At 53.4% G+C, this 15,256-nt stretch carries 14 protein-coding genes; 6 read left to right on the top strand and 8 right to left on the bottom strand.

Annotated features, from left to right (window positions below; genetic code table 11):
• The first annotated feature begins 15 nt into the window (after positions 1-15).
• The 4 genes from ABVM99_RS05530 (at position 16) to rlmM (ending at position 3,014) form a co-directional block, all read left to right on the top strand.
• The gene (locus tag ABVM99_RS05530) at positions 16-243 is read left to right on the top strand and encodes a YgdI/YgdR family lipoprotein (RefSeq protein WP_000750393.1); all 228 of its coding nucleotides are present in this window, start codon (positions 16-18) and stop codon (positions 241-243) included.
• A gap of 346 nt (positions 244-589) precedes the next feature.
• Positions 590-1,507: a glycine cleavage system transcriptional regulator GcvA gene (gene gcvA / locus ABVM99_RS05525; protein ID WP_000044409.1), complete on the top strand. Its 918-nt coding sequence runs from the start codon at positions 590-592 to the stop codon at positions 1,505-1,507.
• 18 nt (positions 1,508-1,525) lie between these two features.
• Positions 1,526-1,921 (top strand): DUF423 domain-containing protein, encoded by a 396-nt coding sequence (locus ABVM99_RS05520; RefSeq protein ID WP_000203913.1) that lies wholly within the window; start codon positions 1,526-1,528, stop codon positions 1,919-1,921.
• Positions 1,914-3,014, top strand: a complete 1,101-nt coding sequence (rlmM, locus tag ABVM99_RS05515) for a 23S rRNA (cytidine(2498)-2'-O)-methyltransferase RlmM (RefSeq protein WP_023194892.1) — start codon at positions 1,914-1,916, stop codon at positions 3,012-3,014. The genes ABVM99_RS05520 and rlmM overlap by 8 nt, the downstream gene beginning before the upstream one ends.
• Before the next feature lie 58 nt (positions 3,015-3,072).
• Here the strand turns inward: rlmM and fucR are convergent, their stop codons facing one another.
• The 5 genes from fucR to fucP form a co-directional block, all read right to left on the bottom strand.
• Positions 3,073-3,783 carry an L-fucose operon activator gene (fucR, locus tag ABVM99_RS05510; protein ID WP_000642330.1) on the bottom strand — a complete coding sequence of 237 codons (711 nt, stop codon included), beginning with the start codon at positions 3,781-3,783 and terminating at the stop codon, positions 3,073-3,075.
• A gap of 57 nt (positions 3,784-3,840) precedes the next feature.
• Positions 3,841-4,263 (bottom strand): L-fucose mutarotase, encoded by a 423-nt coding sequence (fucU, locus tag ABVM99_RS05505; RefSeq protein WP_000920848.1) that lies wholly within the window; start codon positions 4,261-4,263, stop codon positions 3,841-3,843.
• Position 4,264: 1 nt separating this feature from the next.
• Positions 4,265-5,683 (bottom strand): L-fuculokinase, encoded by a 1,419-nt coding sequence (gene fucK / locus ABVM99_RS05500; protein ID WP_000806780.1) that lies wholly within the window; start codon positions 5,681-5,683, stop codon positions 4,265-4,267.
• Positions 5,684-5,783: 100 nt separating this feature from the next.
• Positions 5,784-7,559 (bottom strand): L-fucose isomerase, encoded by a 1,776-nt coding sequence (gene fucI, locus ABVM99_RS05495; protein WP_023194891.1) that lies wholly within the window; start codon positions 7,557-7,559, stop codon positions 5,784-5,786.
• A 31-nt stretch (positions 7,560-7,590) separates the two neighbouring features.
• A complete protein-coding gene (gene fucP / locus ABVM99_RS05490) occupies positions 7,591-8,907 on the bottom strand; it encodes an L-fucose:H+ symporter permease (RefSeq protein WP_000528622.1) in 1,317 nt (438 codons plus the stop codon).
• A gap of 555 nt (positions 8,908-9,462) precedes the next feature.
• Between fucP and fucA the strand changes: the two genes are divergently transcribed.
• On the top strand, positions 9,463-10,110 hold the full coding sequence (gene fucA, locus ABVM99_RS05485) for an L-fuculose-phosphate aldolase (RefSeq protein ID WP_052938167.1): 648 nt from the start codon (positions 9,463-9,465) through the stop codon (positions 10,108-10,110).
• A gap of 16 nt (positions 10,111-10,126) precedes the next feature.
• Positions 10,127-11,275: a lactaldehyde reductase gene (gene fucO, locus ABVM99_RS05480; protein WP_000013565.1), complete on the top strand. Its 1,149-nt coding sequence runs from the start codon at positions 10,127-10,129 to the stop codon at positions 11,273-11,275.
• Positions 11,276-11,366: 91 nt separating this feature from the next.
• Here the strand turns inward: fucO and xni are convergent, their stop codons facing one another.
• The 3 genes from xni to sdaC form a co-directional block, all read right to left on the bottom strand.
• A complete protein-coding gene (xni, locus tag ABVM99_RS05475; RefSeq protein WP_023194889.1) occupies positions 11,367-12,122 on the bottom strand; it encodes a flap endonuclease Xni in 756 nt (251 codons plus the stop codon).
• Positions 12,123-12,292: 170 nt separating this feature from the next.
• The gene (sdaB, locus tag ABVM99_RS05470; protein ID WP_000626384.1) at positions 12,293-13,660 is read right to left on the bottom strand and encodes an L-serine ammonia-lyase II; all 1,368 of its coding nucleotides are present in this window, start codon (positions 13,658-13,660) and stop codon (positions 12,293-12,295) included.
• A 58-nt stretch (positions 13,661-13,718) separates the two neighbouring features.
• Complete coding sequence (sdaC, locus tag ABVM99_RS05465) at positions 13,719-15,008, bottom strand: HAAAP family serine/threonine permease SdaC (RefSeq protein ID WP_000450462.1); 1,290 nt, start codon at positions 15,006-15,008, stop codon at positions 13,719-13,721.
• Positions 15,009-15,256 lie beyond the last annotated feature (248 nt).

Raw genomic sequence — 15,256 nt, 5'->3', positions numbered from 1 at the left:
TTTAAGGAGAAGAAGATGAAAAAGACTGCCGCAATTATCTCTGCATGTATGCTGACTTTTGCCCTGAGCGCCTGTTCCGGTCCTAATTACGTTATGCACACCAATGATGGACGCAGCATTGTGACCGACGGTAAACCCCAGACCGATAACGATACCGGTATGATTTCGTATAAAGACGCTAATGGCAACAAACAGCAGATCAATCGTACTGACGTGAAAGAGATGGTGGCTCTGGAAAACTAACCGTTTGTTATACAAAAAAAAGCACCGCAATATGGCGGTGCTACATTAATCACTATGGACAGACAGGGTAAATGTACAGGAAGTGAAAAAGGGTAGTCTCGCTACCGTGGTCTGAATCGCAGACCAATTGCAAACACAACAACACAACATCACAACCGTAAGCCAAAAGCCCATCAGAACACGCATTCCGATAAAACTTTTCGTTCCGGCTCAGGAAGTGCCGCCACTATAGGTATTTGCTGGTAGAACCTCAACGGACAATTTATAATGTCTCAGATTAAAAAAACTAATAGGTTACATATTGTTACCTATTTGTTAAATTCATTCGACATTAAGTCCAGAGGCCATGTCAAAACGATTACCTCCTTTAAATGCGTTACGCGTTTTTGATGCTGCCGCGCGCCATTTGAGCTTTACGCGAGCAGCGGAAGAACTTTTTGTGACGCAGGCCGCAGTAAGCCACCAAATTAAGTCACTTGAGGATTTTTTGGGGCTAAAACTGTTCCGCCGCCGCAATCGTTCGCTGTTGCTGACGGAAGAAGGCCAAAGCTATTTTCTCGACATTAAAGAGATATTTTCCCAGCTCACGGAAGCAACGCGTAAGCTCCAGGCACGCAGTGCCAAAGGGGCGCTGACGGTGAGTTTACCGCCCAGTTTTGCCATCCAGTGGCTGGTGCCCAGACTCTCCAGCTTTAACTCAGCTTATCCGGGAATTGACGTTCGGATACAAGCCGTTGACCGTCAGGAAGATAAACTGGCAGACGATGTCGATGTCGCGATTTTTTATGGCCGGGGAAACTGGCCGGGCTTGCGCGTCGAAAAATTATACGCAGAATATTTACTGCCCGTCTGTTCTCCTTTATTGCTCACAGGCGAAAAACCGTTAAAAACGCCGGAAGATCTGGCGAAACACACGCTATTGCACGACGCCTCCCGGCGTGACTGGCAGGCCTATACTCGTCAGTTAGGGCTCAACCATATTAACGTTCAGCAAGGGCCGATATTTAGCCACAGCGCGATGGTGCTACAGGCCGCTATTCACGGACAGGGGATCGCGCTGGCGAATAATGTTATGGCGCAGTCGGAAATTGAAGCCGGGCGACTGGTGTGTCCATTTAACGATGTTCTGGTGAGTAAGAATGCTTTTTATCTGGTTTGTCATGACAGCCAGGCAGAACTGGGTAAAATAGCCGCCTTCCGTCAGTGGATTTTGGCGAAGGCGGCGACGGAGCAAGAAAAATTCCGTTTTCGTTACGAACAATAATTAACTTAGGGTATGACCATGACCAGCCGTTTTATGCTGATTGTCGCCGCTATCAGCGGTTTTATTTACGTTGCTCTGGGCGCGTTCGGGGCGCATGTTTTGAGTAAAACCCTGGGCGTGGTTGAAATGGGCTGGATTCAGACCGGCCTGCAATATCAGGCGTTCCATACGCTGGCGATCTTTGGCCTGGCGGTGGCGATGCAGCGCCGTATCAGCATCTGGTTTTACTGGAGCAGCGTTTTTCTGGCGCTGGGCACGGTGCTGTTTAGCGGCAGTCTGTACTGCCTTGCGCTTTCGCATCTGCGCCTGTGGGCGTATATCACGCCTGTCGGCGGCGTCAGTTTCCTGGTGGGCTGGGCGCTATTGCTGATTGGCGCCATTCGTATGAAACGTAAGGGCGCGAGCCATGAATAAAGTTGTATTGCTCTGCCGTCCGGGGTTTGAAAAAGAGTGCGCTGCAGAAATTACCGATAAAGCGGGAAAACGGGAACTATTTGGTTTTGCACGCGTAAAAGAGAACGCAGGCTATGTCATTTATGAATGCTACCAGCCAGAAGATGGCGAAAAGCTGATTTCAGAACTGCCGTTCAGTTCGCTGATTTTCGCCCGCCAGTGGTTTGTGGTGGGTGAACTGCTGCAACATTTACCGCCGGAAGACAGAATTACGCCGATTGTCGGCATGTTGCAGGGCGTAGTGGAAAAGGGCGGCGAGCTGCGGGTTGAAGTCGCCGACACCAATGAAAGTAAAGAACTGATGAAGTTCTGCCGCAAATTTACGGTGCCGCTGCGCGCGGCTTTGCGTGATGCGGGCGTATTGGCGAATTATGAAACGCCGAAGCGTCCGGTCGTTCATGTCTTTTTTATCGCGCCAGGATGTTGCTATACCGGTTATTCGTTCGCGCATAACAATTCACCGTTTTATATGGGCATCCCGCGTTTGAAGTTTCCGTCTGATGCGCCGAGCCGCTCAACGCTGAAACTGGAAGAGGCGCTCCACGTTTTCATCCCGGAAGATGAGTGGGATGAACGTCTGGCGAACGGCATGTATGCGGTGGATTTGGGCGCCTGTCCCGGCGGATGGACGTACCAGTTAGTGAAGCGCAATATGTGGGTCTACTCCGTAGATAACGGCCCGATGGCGCAAAGCCTGATGGACACCGGACAGGTGACCTGGTTGCGTGAGGATGGCTTCAGGTACCGTCCGAACCGGAATAATATTTCATGGATGGTCTGCGATATGGTGGAGAAGCCGGCCAAAGTCACCGCATTAATGGCGCAGTGGCTGGTGAACGGCTGGTGCCGGGAGACGATTTTTAACCTTAAACTGCCGATGAAAAAACGCTATGAAGAGGTGTCGCATAACCTGGCGTATCTTCAGGCGCAGTTGGATGAGCATGGCGTTAATGCGCAGATCCAGGCGCGTCAGCTTTATCACGATCGCGAAGAAGTGACGGTACACGTGCGTCGGTTGTGGGCGGCTGTTGGCGGACGTCGCGACGAGCGATAAAAACGCGCTGCCGTCATCCGGCGCGTCATCAGCGCCGGATGACGCACGCTTATCTGGCCTATGACTGCGGCGCATCTGAAACAATATGCGTCACATCATCCAGATGGCCGATGCGCGCCTCTCCTGAACGATTAAATTTACTTTTATCAATCAATAATAAAGACTGCGAGGCGCGCCTGAGCAGGATAGATTTAAAATCGGCGTTGATCGCATTGGAGTCCCACAGATCGCCGCCGCCGTCGATTCCCTCGCAGGAAAAGATGAACAGATCGATATCAAGCGATTTTAGCTGTGAGATAAGCGACGGGTTAACGTAACAGCCATATTTACGTTCAAGCTGGCCGCCGGAACTTATCAGCGCAATGCGTTCGCGTTTTCCCAGCTCCTGACAGATAGGATGGCTATTGGTAAAAACCTGAATGGGAATATCCGGCAACTGGCGGGCCAGATACCAGCAGGTTGAACTGGCATCCAGCGCAATCGTCATTCCTTCTTCTATCCACGCTAACGCTTCACGGGCAATATCGGCTTTGTGCGCATAATGGCTTTTCAGGCGGATATGGAATGGATCGCCGCTGTCCTGATTTTCACGATGAATATATTTAGCTCGTCCGTGATTACGCAGCACTTTTCCCTGCGTCTGTAGTTCACTGAGATCGCGGCGGATGGTCTCTTTACTGACGTTAAGCCGGGTGGCCAGCGCTTCGGTGGTCAGACTTTTATGATTGATCAGCAGATCGACTATCGCTTGTTGGCGTGCCGCTTTCATTTTTCTCACCCCATCATTCGATGAACGCCCGCGTCATGCGGGCGCACCGGCAAGAGATTACGGCGTTACCCCTTTTTTTAAAAGAATATTTCCGTACTTCGCGCACTCACCTGTGATAACGATCGCAAACGCTTTTTGCGCCCGCTCATAAAACGCATAGCGGTCGATACGAACGATATCCGGGCACGGCGCTTCTAATGACAAGGCATCGCGATAGCGCGCTTCAACGCTGGGATCGAGCGTGTCGCCTTCCACGGCGGCCATCATCACCAGCGGCGGGGCGTAGCTATCCAGCTCAAAGAGCGGAATGATTGCCCGCAGTAGATCGCTGACGCTAAGACCATCGGCGCGAATCACCTGCGGGCCCAGGCTATGCGCGGGAAAGTGAGCGTCAGAAAAAATGATTTCGTCCCCGTGGCCCATCTCGGCCAGCACTTTGAGCAGTGTCGGGGAAATTAACGGTGAAATGGTTTTTAGCATTTCATACTCCCTCAATAATTTCAGGTTCGGTTTGCGGCCAGAAATAGCGATACTGATAATTGACCTGCGCGCGCGCCTGTTCCGGGCTACTAAATTCGCCTACGCCGTACCAGCCAAACATGGCAGCGCCGGCCACGGTGGTTTCCGCGTCGTCCAGCACTTTGATAGGGATATCAAGCTGATTCGCTTTAATTTGATTCCACAAAGCGTTGCGACTGCCGCCGCCAACCAGTAACAGTTCTGTGGCGTTAAAATGGCCGATTTTCTCCAGCGTGCGCAGATTACGCTGAAGTTGCGCCGTCAGGCCTTCCAGCGCGGCGCGATAGAAATGGCCGCGGGTGGTATTGAGCGTCACGCCCTGCCAGCCTGCATTTTGGCAGGCGAGCAGATCGCACTGCATCCGCACGCCTTCCGCGCCGGCGGGAATAGCGCGCGCTTCGTCGATCAGCGTTTGCCATGGCGTTTCCGGCGTCCACAGCAGTTTTCGTACCCATTCGAGTACGCCGGAGGCCAGCCACTGCATTCCGGGGTTATAAAGCCCCGACTGACTGTCCAGTTCACAGGTCGAGCCCGGATACTGACTGAGCAGCGAGGTATCCACCTGACCGCTGCGCACCATCAGAATCTCCCAGGTTCCGGAGGAGAGCACCGGTTCACCTTGCTGCGCGCCAGCGCCGAATAACGCGAACTGAGTATCATGTCCGGCAGAGATCACCGGCACACCCGCCGGGAGTCCGAGTAGCCTGGCCGCGTCTGTCTGTAGCGTGCCTATCGGGGCGCCCGCTTCCACGATACGCGGGAACAGGCGGCGCGCCAGGCCCGTCGCCTGCAGGATTTCCGGACTAAAGTCGCGCTGATGGATATCCAGTAGCTGGCTGGTGCCTGCCATAGTGATATCGGTCGTAAACTCGCCGGTCAGACGGTGGTTAATCAGCGACGAGATAAACAGCCAGCAGTGAGCTTGTTCCAGCAGGCGCGGATGATTCTCTTTAAGCCAGACCAGTTTATACAGCGTGTTAAAGCTGAACGCGCCGACGCCGGAGAGCGTCTGCAATTGCCGGGGCGAGATAAAGCGCTCAATCGTTTCCATCACGGCAGCGGTTCGCGGGCATTTCCAACTGATGACCGGGTAGAGCAGCTTGCCCTGCGCATCGACCAGCGCGCCATCGACGCCGAACGTAGTCACCGTAATACCGCGAACAACACACTCCGACAGGGCGCTGGAGAGTGACCTGCAGCAGTCGGCGAAACGTTGCAGGATGGCGTCCAGCGACCACTGATGCCAGGCGCTATTTTCTGCGGCAATGTCGCTGGCGTTAGCGGTTGAGGCGCGGGCGACAATTTTCCCCTGGCGATCAACGGCGATCGCCCGAACGTTTGTCGCACCGCAGTCGAGAACCAGGATAACGTCTTGTTTCATAGATAACTCCATAAACGCCGCCCGATGGCGCTACGCTTATCCGGCCTACGGTTCACGCGCCCGTAGGCCCGGTAAGCCTGCGCCACCGGGCTAAGCCGCATTAACGTTTATACAGCGGGCCATAATTCTGGCAGGCGCGATAATCCTGGCCTTCGATATCCATACCGTGAGCCGCCCAGGCGGAAGGACGGTAGATCTTCGCCTCCTCCACGTTGTGCATACATACCGGGATACGCAGCATCGCGGCGAGAGTAATAAAGTCCGCCCCTACATGGCCGATGGTGAGTACGCCGTGGTTAGCGCCCCAGTTCGCCATCACCGAATAGACATCGGTAAACGGACCTTTGCCGGTAAGACGCGGCGCAAACCAGGTGGTAGGCCAGGTAGAGTTGGTGCGGGCATCAAGCTGATCGTGCATCGCTTTCGGCAGTTCGACGCTCCAGCCCTCGGCGATTTGCAGCACTGGTCCCAGGCCTTTGATGATATTCACGCGGGTCATGGTGAATGGCACGCCGCCTTCGGTCAGGAAACGGGATGAGTAGCCGCCGCCGCGGAAGTATTCGTGAATCGCCGGGCACCATTCGGTGGCCGCCAGACACGCATCCGCCTCTTGTTGGCTGATTTCCCAGTGCGGTTTCATAGTCGGCTTGCCTTCGCTGTCGCGCTGTTTACAGGCACCGTCCAGAGCGGCAGAACCGGAATTAATCAGGTGAATAATGCCGTGTTCCGCCAGGCCGCTGAGCGCCTGGCCGGTGACGCGTTCTACGGCTTCCGGCGACCAGTAGGTTCGTACGTCGGCGAATATCTGCGCGGTACCGGTGAGTTGATGGCCGAACAGCATCGCTACGCCGTTCAGACTGTCATTTTCGGTGGCGACGACAAAAGGTTCGCGTACGCCGTTCCAGTCAAAAGAGCTATTGAGCAGCGCTTCGGCGGTATCGCCGTTCGGGTATTGATCGGTCCAGTGGCGCTGGCCCTGGAAGCCGGCGGCAATGGCGTTGTAGCCCAGCGATTCTTCAACTAACCCTTTGTCTGCCAGCGTCTTGTTGCCCTGCATCATGTCGCGAATACACATCGCCATCAGCAGGCTCTCTTTTAGCACCGCGCGGTTCTGGGCTTCATTGCGCTTATACTGCGAGGCGTTTTGATCTTCGCCGTAGCGGAAGTTTTTATCCGCCCACGCCAGCGCCATCTCCAGTTCGGCCTCATCATAAATTTTTTGATCGATACGGCGGCGCAGTTCGGTCATATCTACCGCTTGCACCTTCATGCCCAGCCAGGATTCAAAGAAGTTATGATCGACAATGGAACCCGCGATCCCCATCGACACGCTGCCGACGGAGAGGTAGCTTTTGCCTTTCATGCTGGCTACCGCTAACCCTGCCCGCGCAAAACGCAGCAGTTTTTCTTCGACGTCGGCGGGAATGGAGGTATCGTCGGCATCCTGCACATCATGGCCATAAATGGAGAACGCCGGAATGCCTTTCTGGCTGTGCGCCGCCAGCGCTGCGGCAAGGTAAACCGCCCCGGGACGCTCTGTGCCGTTAAAGCCCCAGATGGCTTTCGGACGCATCGGGTCCATATCAATGGTTTCGCTGCCATAGCACCAGCACGGCGTAACGGTAATGGTCACGCCCACGTTCTGGCTACTGAATTTTTCTTCACAGGCGGCGGATTCCGCCATTCCGGCAATACAGGTATCCGCAATGACGCACTCCACCTGTGTCCCACAGGCGTGGCGGATTTTCTCGGTGATGAGCGCCGCCGTCGCTTTCGCCATGTTCATGGTTTGCTCTTCGAGCGACTCGCGTACGCCCATACGACGTCCATCAATCACCGGGCGGATACCGATTTTCGGTAAGCTGATTTTTTTCATGACAGATTCCTCACGTTATTCGGATAAATGTTCAGTTTGTCGCCGCTTGTGAACGGAAACGGGCAAAAATGAAGATGACGGCAAAGCACAATGCCGGAACCAGTTCGGCGGTCGGGATTTTGCCTGCGGCGTCGCTAACGAAGCCCATTACTGGCGTGACAATACCGCCGCCAATAATGGTCATGACGATAAAAGACGAGCCGTACTTAGTGTCCTGTCCCAGATTTTTGATACCCAGCGAGAAGATGGTTGGGTACTGGATTGACATAAATGCGCTACACAACGTCAGCGCCAGCAGGCCGATATGTCCGCCGCTAAAGGCGGAAATCAGACACAGGAGCATGGCAAACAGGGCGTAGGCGGCCAGCACTTTATGCGGCGCGAAGCGGCTGATAAGCCAGGTCCCGGTGAAACGGCCGATAAAGAAGCACACCATCGTGCCGGTCAGGTAATTGGCGGCGAAACCGGGCGTCATTCCAGGGATCTCCTCAATGGCGTAGCGGATCAGATAGCTCCAGCAGGCGGTTTGCGCCCCCACGTAGCAGAACTGCGCCAGCACCGCCCAGCGCCAGTGGCGAATACGGATGAGTCGGGAGAGAGAAGATAAGAAAGAGCTTTGTTTAGCATCGCTATGATCGTCACTTTGCAGGGCCGGAAATTTGGTCAGCATAATCAGCAGCGCAACTACTAATACGATGGCGACGATAATCATGTATGGCGTTTGTACCGATAACACCAGGCTGTGTTTATAGGCGCTAAGCTGATCCGGCGTCATTTTATCAAGCGCTTCTTGCGATTGATGCGGCACGTTAGACAAAATAAGGCTTTGCCCAAACACAACGGCGATAATAGCGCCAAAGGAGTTAAAAGTTTGCGCCAGATTAAGCCGGAAATGTCCGCCGCTTTCTGGACCTAATACCGTAACAAAAGGGTTGGCTGCAGTTTCAAGGCAGCCTAAACCGGCGGCGATGATAAACAGGCCAATTAAAAATAATGTGTAATTCATTATCTCGGCGGCAGGCCAGAATAATGCGGCGCCAACAGCATACAAAAAAAGCCCGGTGATAATCCCTGCTTTATAACTGAGTTTTTTCATCAAAATCCCAGCGGGGATTGGAATGACGAAATAACCGAAATAAAAGGCTGACTGAATAAGCCCAGCCTGAAAGTTAGTTAGCGTAAAAGCTTGTTGAAACTGCGGTAATAAAATGTCATTCAGATTATTGGCGACGGCCCACAGAAAAAATAGCGAGCAAAGTAAGGCGAATGGAATAATGTAGCGCTTGCTCTTGCTTTGCTCTGCATCCACAGCACGAAAACTCTGCGTTTGTATTGTTGTGTTTCCCATAGCATCCTCATCGGTTCAGAAGCTTTTGCGTGCGGTCGGTTCTGGTCACCAGACCGTAAAATTAGGTGAGTTCGCTTTTCTTTCCGGTAATAAATTGGCGTCCGGAATGAACTCATGGATTCATTTTCAAATAAAAAAGGCCTTTTAATATGATGGCGGTCACATTTATACCTGAGAGCAGAGCGTTCTGTGATTATCATCACTTTAATTTCCATAAAAAAATGACCGTTTGAGATGTTTAATTTAAAAAACCACAGACTGAATGCCCGAATTAAATTATTGCCACGAAAACGGGCAGTAGTAACTTATTCTTCATTTTTGCCCGTTTTAAAAAATATTATTAAGAGCGGGCATTTATCGGCGAGAGAAACGGTAGTCGTCTGGTTTATCGTGGCGAATTAATTGATGTGAATCACAAAATATCGTTATTTAAATTCCCTTCTCTTTATTCAGTATGATGATAGTTGCTAACTATTTGATTATTTCAACAGGACAGCAGCGCGATGCGAAAGGCGGTTTTGTTGTCTCATTTTGAATCACAGAGAGAGGTAAATAATGGAACGAAATAGACTGGCGCGTCAGATTATTGATACCTGTCTGGAAATGACGCGGTTAGGGTTAAATCAGGGGACGGCAGGTAACGTGAGCGTACGTTATCAGGGCGGATTGCTGATTACGCCGACGGGGATCCCCTACGAGAAGCTGACAGAGTCGCACATTGTCTTTATTGATGCAGACGGTCAGCATGAGCAGGGCAAGCTGCCTTCCAGCGAGTGGCGTTTTCATATGGCGGCATACCAGACGCGCCCTGACGCCAATGCCGTGGTACATAACCACGCTGTCCATTGTACGGCAGTCTCGATCCTGAATCGCCCGATTCCGGCGATTCACTACATGATTGCCGCCGCAGGAGGAAACTCTATTCCCTGCGCGCCCTACGCCACTTTTGGCACCCGCGAACTTTCTGGCCATGTTGCCGTGGCGCTTAAAAATCGTAAAGCGACGCTGTTACAGCATCACGGGCTTATCGCTTGTGAAGAAAATTTAGACAAAGCGTTGTGGCTGGCGCATGAAGTGGAAGTGCTGGCGCAGCTCTATTTAAGTACGCTGGCCATTGTCGATCCGGTACCGGTACTGGATGACGAGGCGATCGCTATCGTACTGGAGAAATTTAAAACTTACGGGTTACGTATTGAAGAGTGATGTCAGGAGACAGGCGATGGCGAACAGAATGATTCTGAATGAAACGGCATGGTTTGGCCGGGGAGCGGTGGACGCATTAACCGATGAGGTGACGCGCCGCGGTTATCATAAAGCGCTGATTGTTACCGATAAAACGCTGGTGCAATGCGGTGTGGTCGATAAAGTGACAAGCAGAATGGATGCCGCAGGGCTGGCGTGGGAGATCTATGCGGGCGTGATCCCTAATCCTACGATTTCCGTTGTCCAGGAAGGGCTTAAGGTCTTTACCCAAAGTGGCGCGGACTATCTCATCGCCATTGGCGGCGGTTCTCCGCAGGATACCTGCAAAGCGATCGGTATTATCAGTAACAATCCGGAATTTGCCGATGTGCGCAGTCTGGAAGGGCTATCGCCGACCCGTAAACCCAGCGTGCCGATTATGGCGATCCCGACAACGGCGGGAACCGCGGCGGAAGTCACTATCAATTATGTGATTACCGATGAAGAGAAACGGCGCAAATTCGTTTGTGTCGATCCGCATGATATTCCGCAGGCGGCATTTATCGATGCCGATATGATGGACGGTATGCCGCCCGCGCTGAAAGCGGCAACGGGCGTGGATGCGCTAACCCATGCTATTGAAGGCTATATTACCCGGGCCGCATGGGCGCTGACGGATGCATTACATATCAAAGCCATTGAGATTATTGCTGGCGCGCTGCGCGGCGCCGTAGCCGGAGAAAAAGAGGCCGGTGAGGCGATGGCGCTGGGGCAATACGTTGCCGGGATGGGGTTTTCCAATGTGGGGCTGGGGCTGGTGCATGGGATGGCGCATCCGTTGGGCGCGTTTTACAACACGCCACACGGCGTCGCGAATGCTATTTTGCTTCCGCATGTGATGCGTTTCAATGCCGGGTCTACCAACGAGAAATTCCGTGATATCGCCCGGGCGATGGGGGTGAAGGTAGAAGGATTGAGTCTTGAAGAGGCGCGTAATGCCGCAGTGGAAGCCGTATTTACGCTAAATCGCGATGTGGGAATTCCGCTGCATTTGCGTGATGTCGGCGTTCGAAAAGAGGATATCCCGGCGCTGGCGCAGGCGGCGTTCGATGATGTCTGTACGGGCGGCAATCCGCGTGAAGCGAGTCTGGCGGACATTGTCGAACTGTATCATACCGCCTGGTAATTTTGCCGGATGGCGCTGCGCTTATCCGCTCTACATTTCGTGCAGTTCTGTAGGCCGGATAAGGCGTTCACGCCGCCATCCGGCAACAAAACTACCGCGCCAGCCGTAGCTGCTGTAAGTTTCCGTCGATATGTAAATCGGTTTGCAGACGTGCAATATCGCGGCAGAGAAATGCCATTTCTCTATGCGTCTCAAGCTTTTTGCGCCACTTTTCCGGCACCTCGTCCAGATGGGCGTAAATTCCCTCCAGATTTTGAAACTGAACCAACAGCTGGGTCGCGCTTTTAGGGCCGATACCGGCAACGCCGGGGACTTTCGAACTACTGATTCCTGCCAGACCCCAGTAATCCGGCAACTGCCGGGGGAGTACGCCAAACTCTTTTTCAATAAACGGCGCGTCCAGCCAGCGTTTCTGGAAGTAGTCGCGAATGCGCAATCCCGGAGAGAGCAACTGGCAATAGCCTTTATCGGTTGACACAATGGTTGCCTGGTGTCCGGCTTCGGTAACTTTTAGCGCCAGCGTCGCCGCCAGATCGTCCGCTTCGTTACCGTCTGATGCCCAACAGCGTACGCCGCGCTGTTCAAACGCGGCGCGTAGGGCGGGCATTTCATTATGTAAATCGTCAGGCATCGGCGGACGTCCTGCTTTGTAGTCCGGCAAACGCTGGTGACGCCAGCCGCTGCTGCGCGCGTCGTCATCAAATACCGCTACGGCATGGGTTGGCTGGCTGTGGATAATCAATTGATCGAGCGCGTGTTGGCAGGTTTCCACACAGGGCGATCCCTGAACGGCGTGAATACGGCGAATCAAATTGAGCGCGTCGACGATAAGCAGATGAGCAGCCACGGTGTTCTCCCTTACAAACCTGCGCGTAGGGTAACATTCACGGCGGGGGGAGGCGAGCATTGCGAAATAGCGCTATCCGTAGGCCTGATAAGCGAGGCGCCATCAGGCAACAAAAGCCGGATGGCGGCGAGCGCCTTATCCGGCCTACAGATCCTAAAATGTGCTGAGAATTAATCGCAGGTAACGATCTTCATCGCCAGGCCGCCGCGCGAAGTTTCGCGGTACTTAGCGTTCATGTCTTTACCGGTTTCGTACATGGTCTCAATCACTTTATCGAGGCATACACGCGGTTCGCTGGTACGGCGCAGCGCCATACGCGCGGCGTTGACTGCTTTGACTGAAGCAATCGCGTTACGCTCAATGCAGGGAACCTGTACCTGACCGGCAACCGGATCGCAAGTTAACCCCAGATTATGCTCCATGGCGATTTCTGCGGCGATACACACCTGCGCCGGACTACCGCCCAGCAGCTCGGCCAGACCCGCTGCCGCCATGGAACAGGCCACGCCGACCTCTCCCTGACAACCCACTTCGGCGCCGGAAATAGAGGCGTTCATCTTATACAGCGAGCCAATCGCGCTGGCGACCAGCATATAGCGAGCAAGTGAGTTAGCATTTACTTCGCGGATAAACTTGTCATAGTACGCCAGCACCGCCGGAACAATACCACATGCGCCGTTAGTCGGCGCAGTGACTACTCGTCCGCCTGCGGCATTCTCTTCGTTCACCGCCAGCGCGAACATATTGATCCAGTCGACGACCGCCATCGGATCGGTGGTGGTCTTATCCTGACTGACCAGCACCCGACGCAGCGCCGCCGCGCGACGCGGAACGCGCAGTTTGCCCGGCAATACGCCCTCGGTGGTGATACCGCGCTCAATACCGCTGCGCATCACCTCCCAGACCCTGGCGAAGTGCTGCTCCAGCGCTTCTTTACTGTGCAGAGCCAGTTCGTTTTGCATCATCAGACCGGAGAGCGACAGACCCGTCTCCTGGCAGTGGCGCTGTAAATCCGCGGCGGTTTTGTAAGGGTACGGTACGTTAACGGGTTCGCTATTCGTCAAACCAAAGTGCTCTTCATCGACGATAAAGCCGCCGCCAATGGAGTAGTAGGTTTGGCTGTAGAGCACCTTATCGCCCGCCAGCGCGGTAATACGCATCCCGTTTTCATGCAGAGACAGGTTGTCGGCGTGGAAATTCATGCACTTATCGACCGGAAATTCGACTTCATGCTGCCCATTGGCCAGTAGTAAACGCCCATGGGTGTTCACATCCTGGATAAAGGACGGAATGGCGTCGATATCGACGGTGTCCGGCAGATTCCCCGCCAGGCCCATAATAATGGCGATATCAGTGTGGTGGCCTTTGCCCGTCAATGACAGAGAGCCGTAGACATCCACCACGACGCGGGTGACATCTGTAAGGATATGGCGGGCAATCAGATCGTCCGTGAACTGCTTGCCTGCTTTCATTGGTCCGACGGTGTGAGAACTGGAAGGGCCAATGCCGATTTTAAAAATATCGAATACGCTAATCATAGGGCATCCATTGCGGTTGTATCATAGAGAAGCGCCGCGGTAAGCGGCGCTAAAGGACTTAGCTGAACAGTGAGTAGAAAATAGCGGAGATGGCAATCAGGCCCATAATCACAACGAATACGTTGCTGATATGACCGCTGTACTTACGCATTGCCGGTACTTTCTGGATGGCATACATCGGCATCAGGAACAGAATCATCGCGATGATCGGGCCGCCCAGGGTTTCAATCATGCCCAGGATGCTGGGGTTCAGCGTCGCCACAATCCAGGTGGTGACCAGCATGAACAGCGCGGTAATTTTATTCAGTTTGTTGATTTCGATGGATTTACCTTTACCACGCAGCGATTTAATCACCATCCCGTTAAAGCCTTCACGCGCGCCCAGGTAGTGGCCGAGGAAGGATTTGGTGATAGCAATCATCGCAATGATCGGCGCCATCCAGGCGATGATCGGCGCGTTAAAGTGGTTCGCCAGGTAAGACAGGATAGAGATGTTCTGCTCTTTTGCCGCTGCCAGATCTGCCGGCGTCAGGCTCAGCACGCAGCTGAAGACGAAGAACATTACGGTCAGCACCATCATGATGTGGGCGAAGGCCAGAATTTTAGAACATTTCTTCTCAGCGCCTTCACCGTACTCTTCACGCTTCGCAACCGCGAAGGAGGAGATGATCGGGGAGTGGTTGAAAGAGAAAACCATCACCGGAATCGCCAGCCACAGCGTCATCCACAGACCGTTACCGGTAGACGCGGCGGAATCAAAGGACAGCGTTTCCAGCGCCGCGCCGTTCCACTGCGGGATCAGGTACAAGGCCAGCAGCATCAGCGCAGCGACGAACGGGAATACCAGGATACTCATCGCCTTAACGATCATTTGCTCGCCGAAGCGCACGATGGTCATCATGCCAACAATCAGGATCAGGGAAAGAATCGCCCGCGGCGGCGGATTAATCGCTAACTGGTGGGTCAGGAAGCTTTCCACGGTATTAGTAATCGCCACGCTGTAAACCAGCAGGATGGGGTAAATCGCGAAGAAGTAGAGCAGGGTAATCAGTTTACCTGCGCCGATACCGAAGTGTTCCTCAACGACTTCAGTGATGTCTTCACCCGGGTTTTTACCGGACAGCACGAAGCGGGTTAAACCACGGTGTGCGAAAAAGGTCATCGGGAAAGCGAGAATCGCCATGATGATGAGCGGAATCATGCCGCCGACGCCTGCGTTGATCGGCAGGAACAGAACGCCCGCGCCGATAGCCGTGCCGTAAAGGCCCAGCATCCACATGGTATCCGTTTTGCGCCATGCGCTTCGAGAGTCAATCGAAGCAATAGTGCTGGTCTGAGTGGTTTCCATCTATTTCTCCTGGAGGATGCTAAAAATCAGGTTGCTGGTCTAATCCAATGAAAAAAGACCTGATCGTAAAATGAAATCTGCTTAGGGACGCTTTTTATATAATTTTTCGCCGTAATAATTTTCGGGCGGAAAGATACATTTAAGTGATGAATCTATCAGTGATCCCGATCTCAAATGCAATAATCCGCTTCTTACATGGATAAATTTGGACCATTAATCTATTAAAAAAACGTCATAACGAATTTCCG

It is taken from the genome of Salmonella sp. SJTUF15591 (assembly GCF_043356435.1).
GTDB lineage: Bacteria > Pseudomonadota > Gammaproteobacteria > Enterobacterales > Enterobacteriaceae > Salmonella > Salmonella enterica.
The sequence above is the reverse complement of the archived record's forward strand: the minus strand, read 5'-3'. Positions and strand labels throughout refer to the sequence as shown.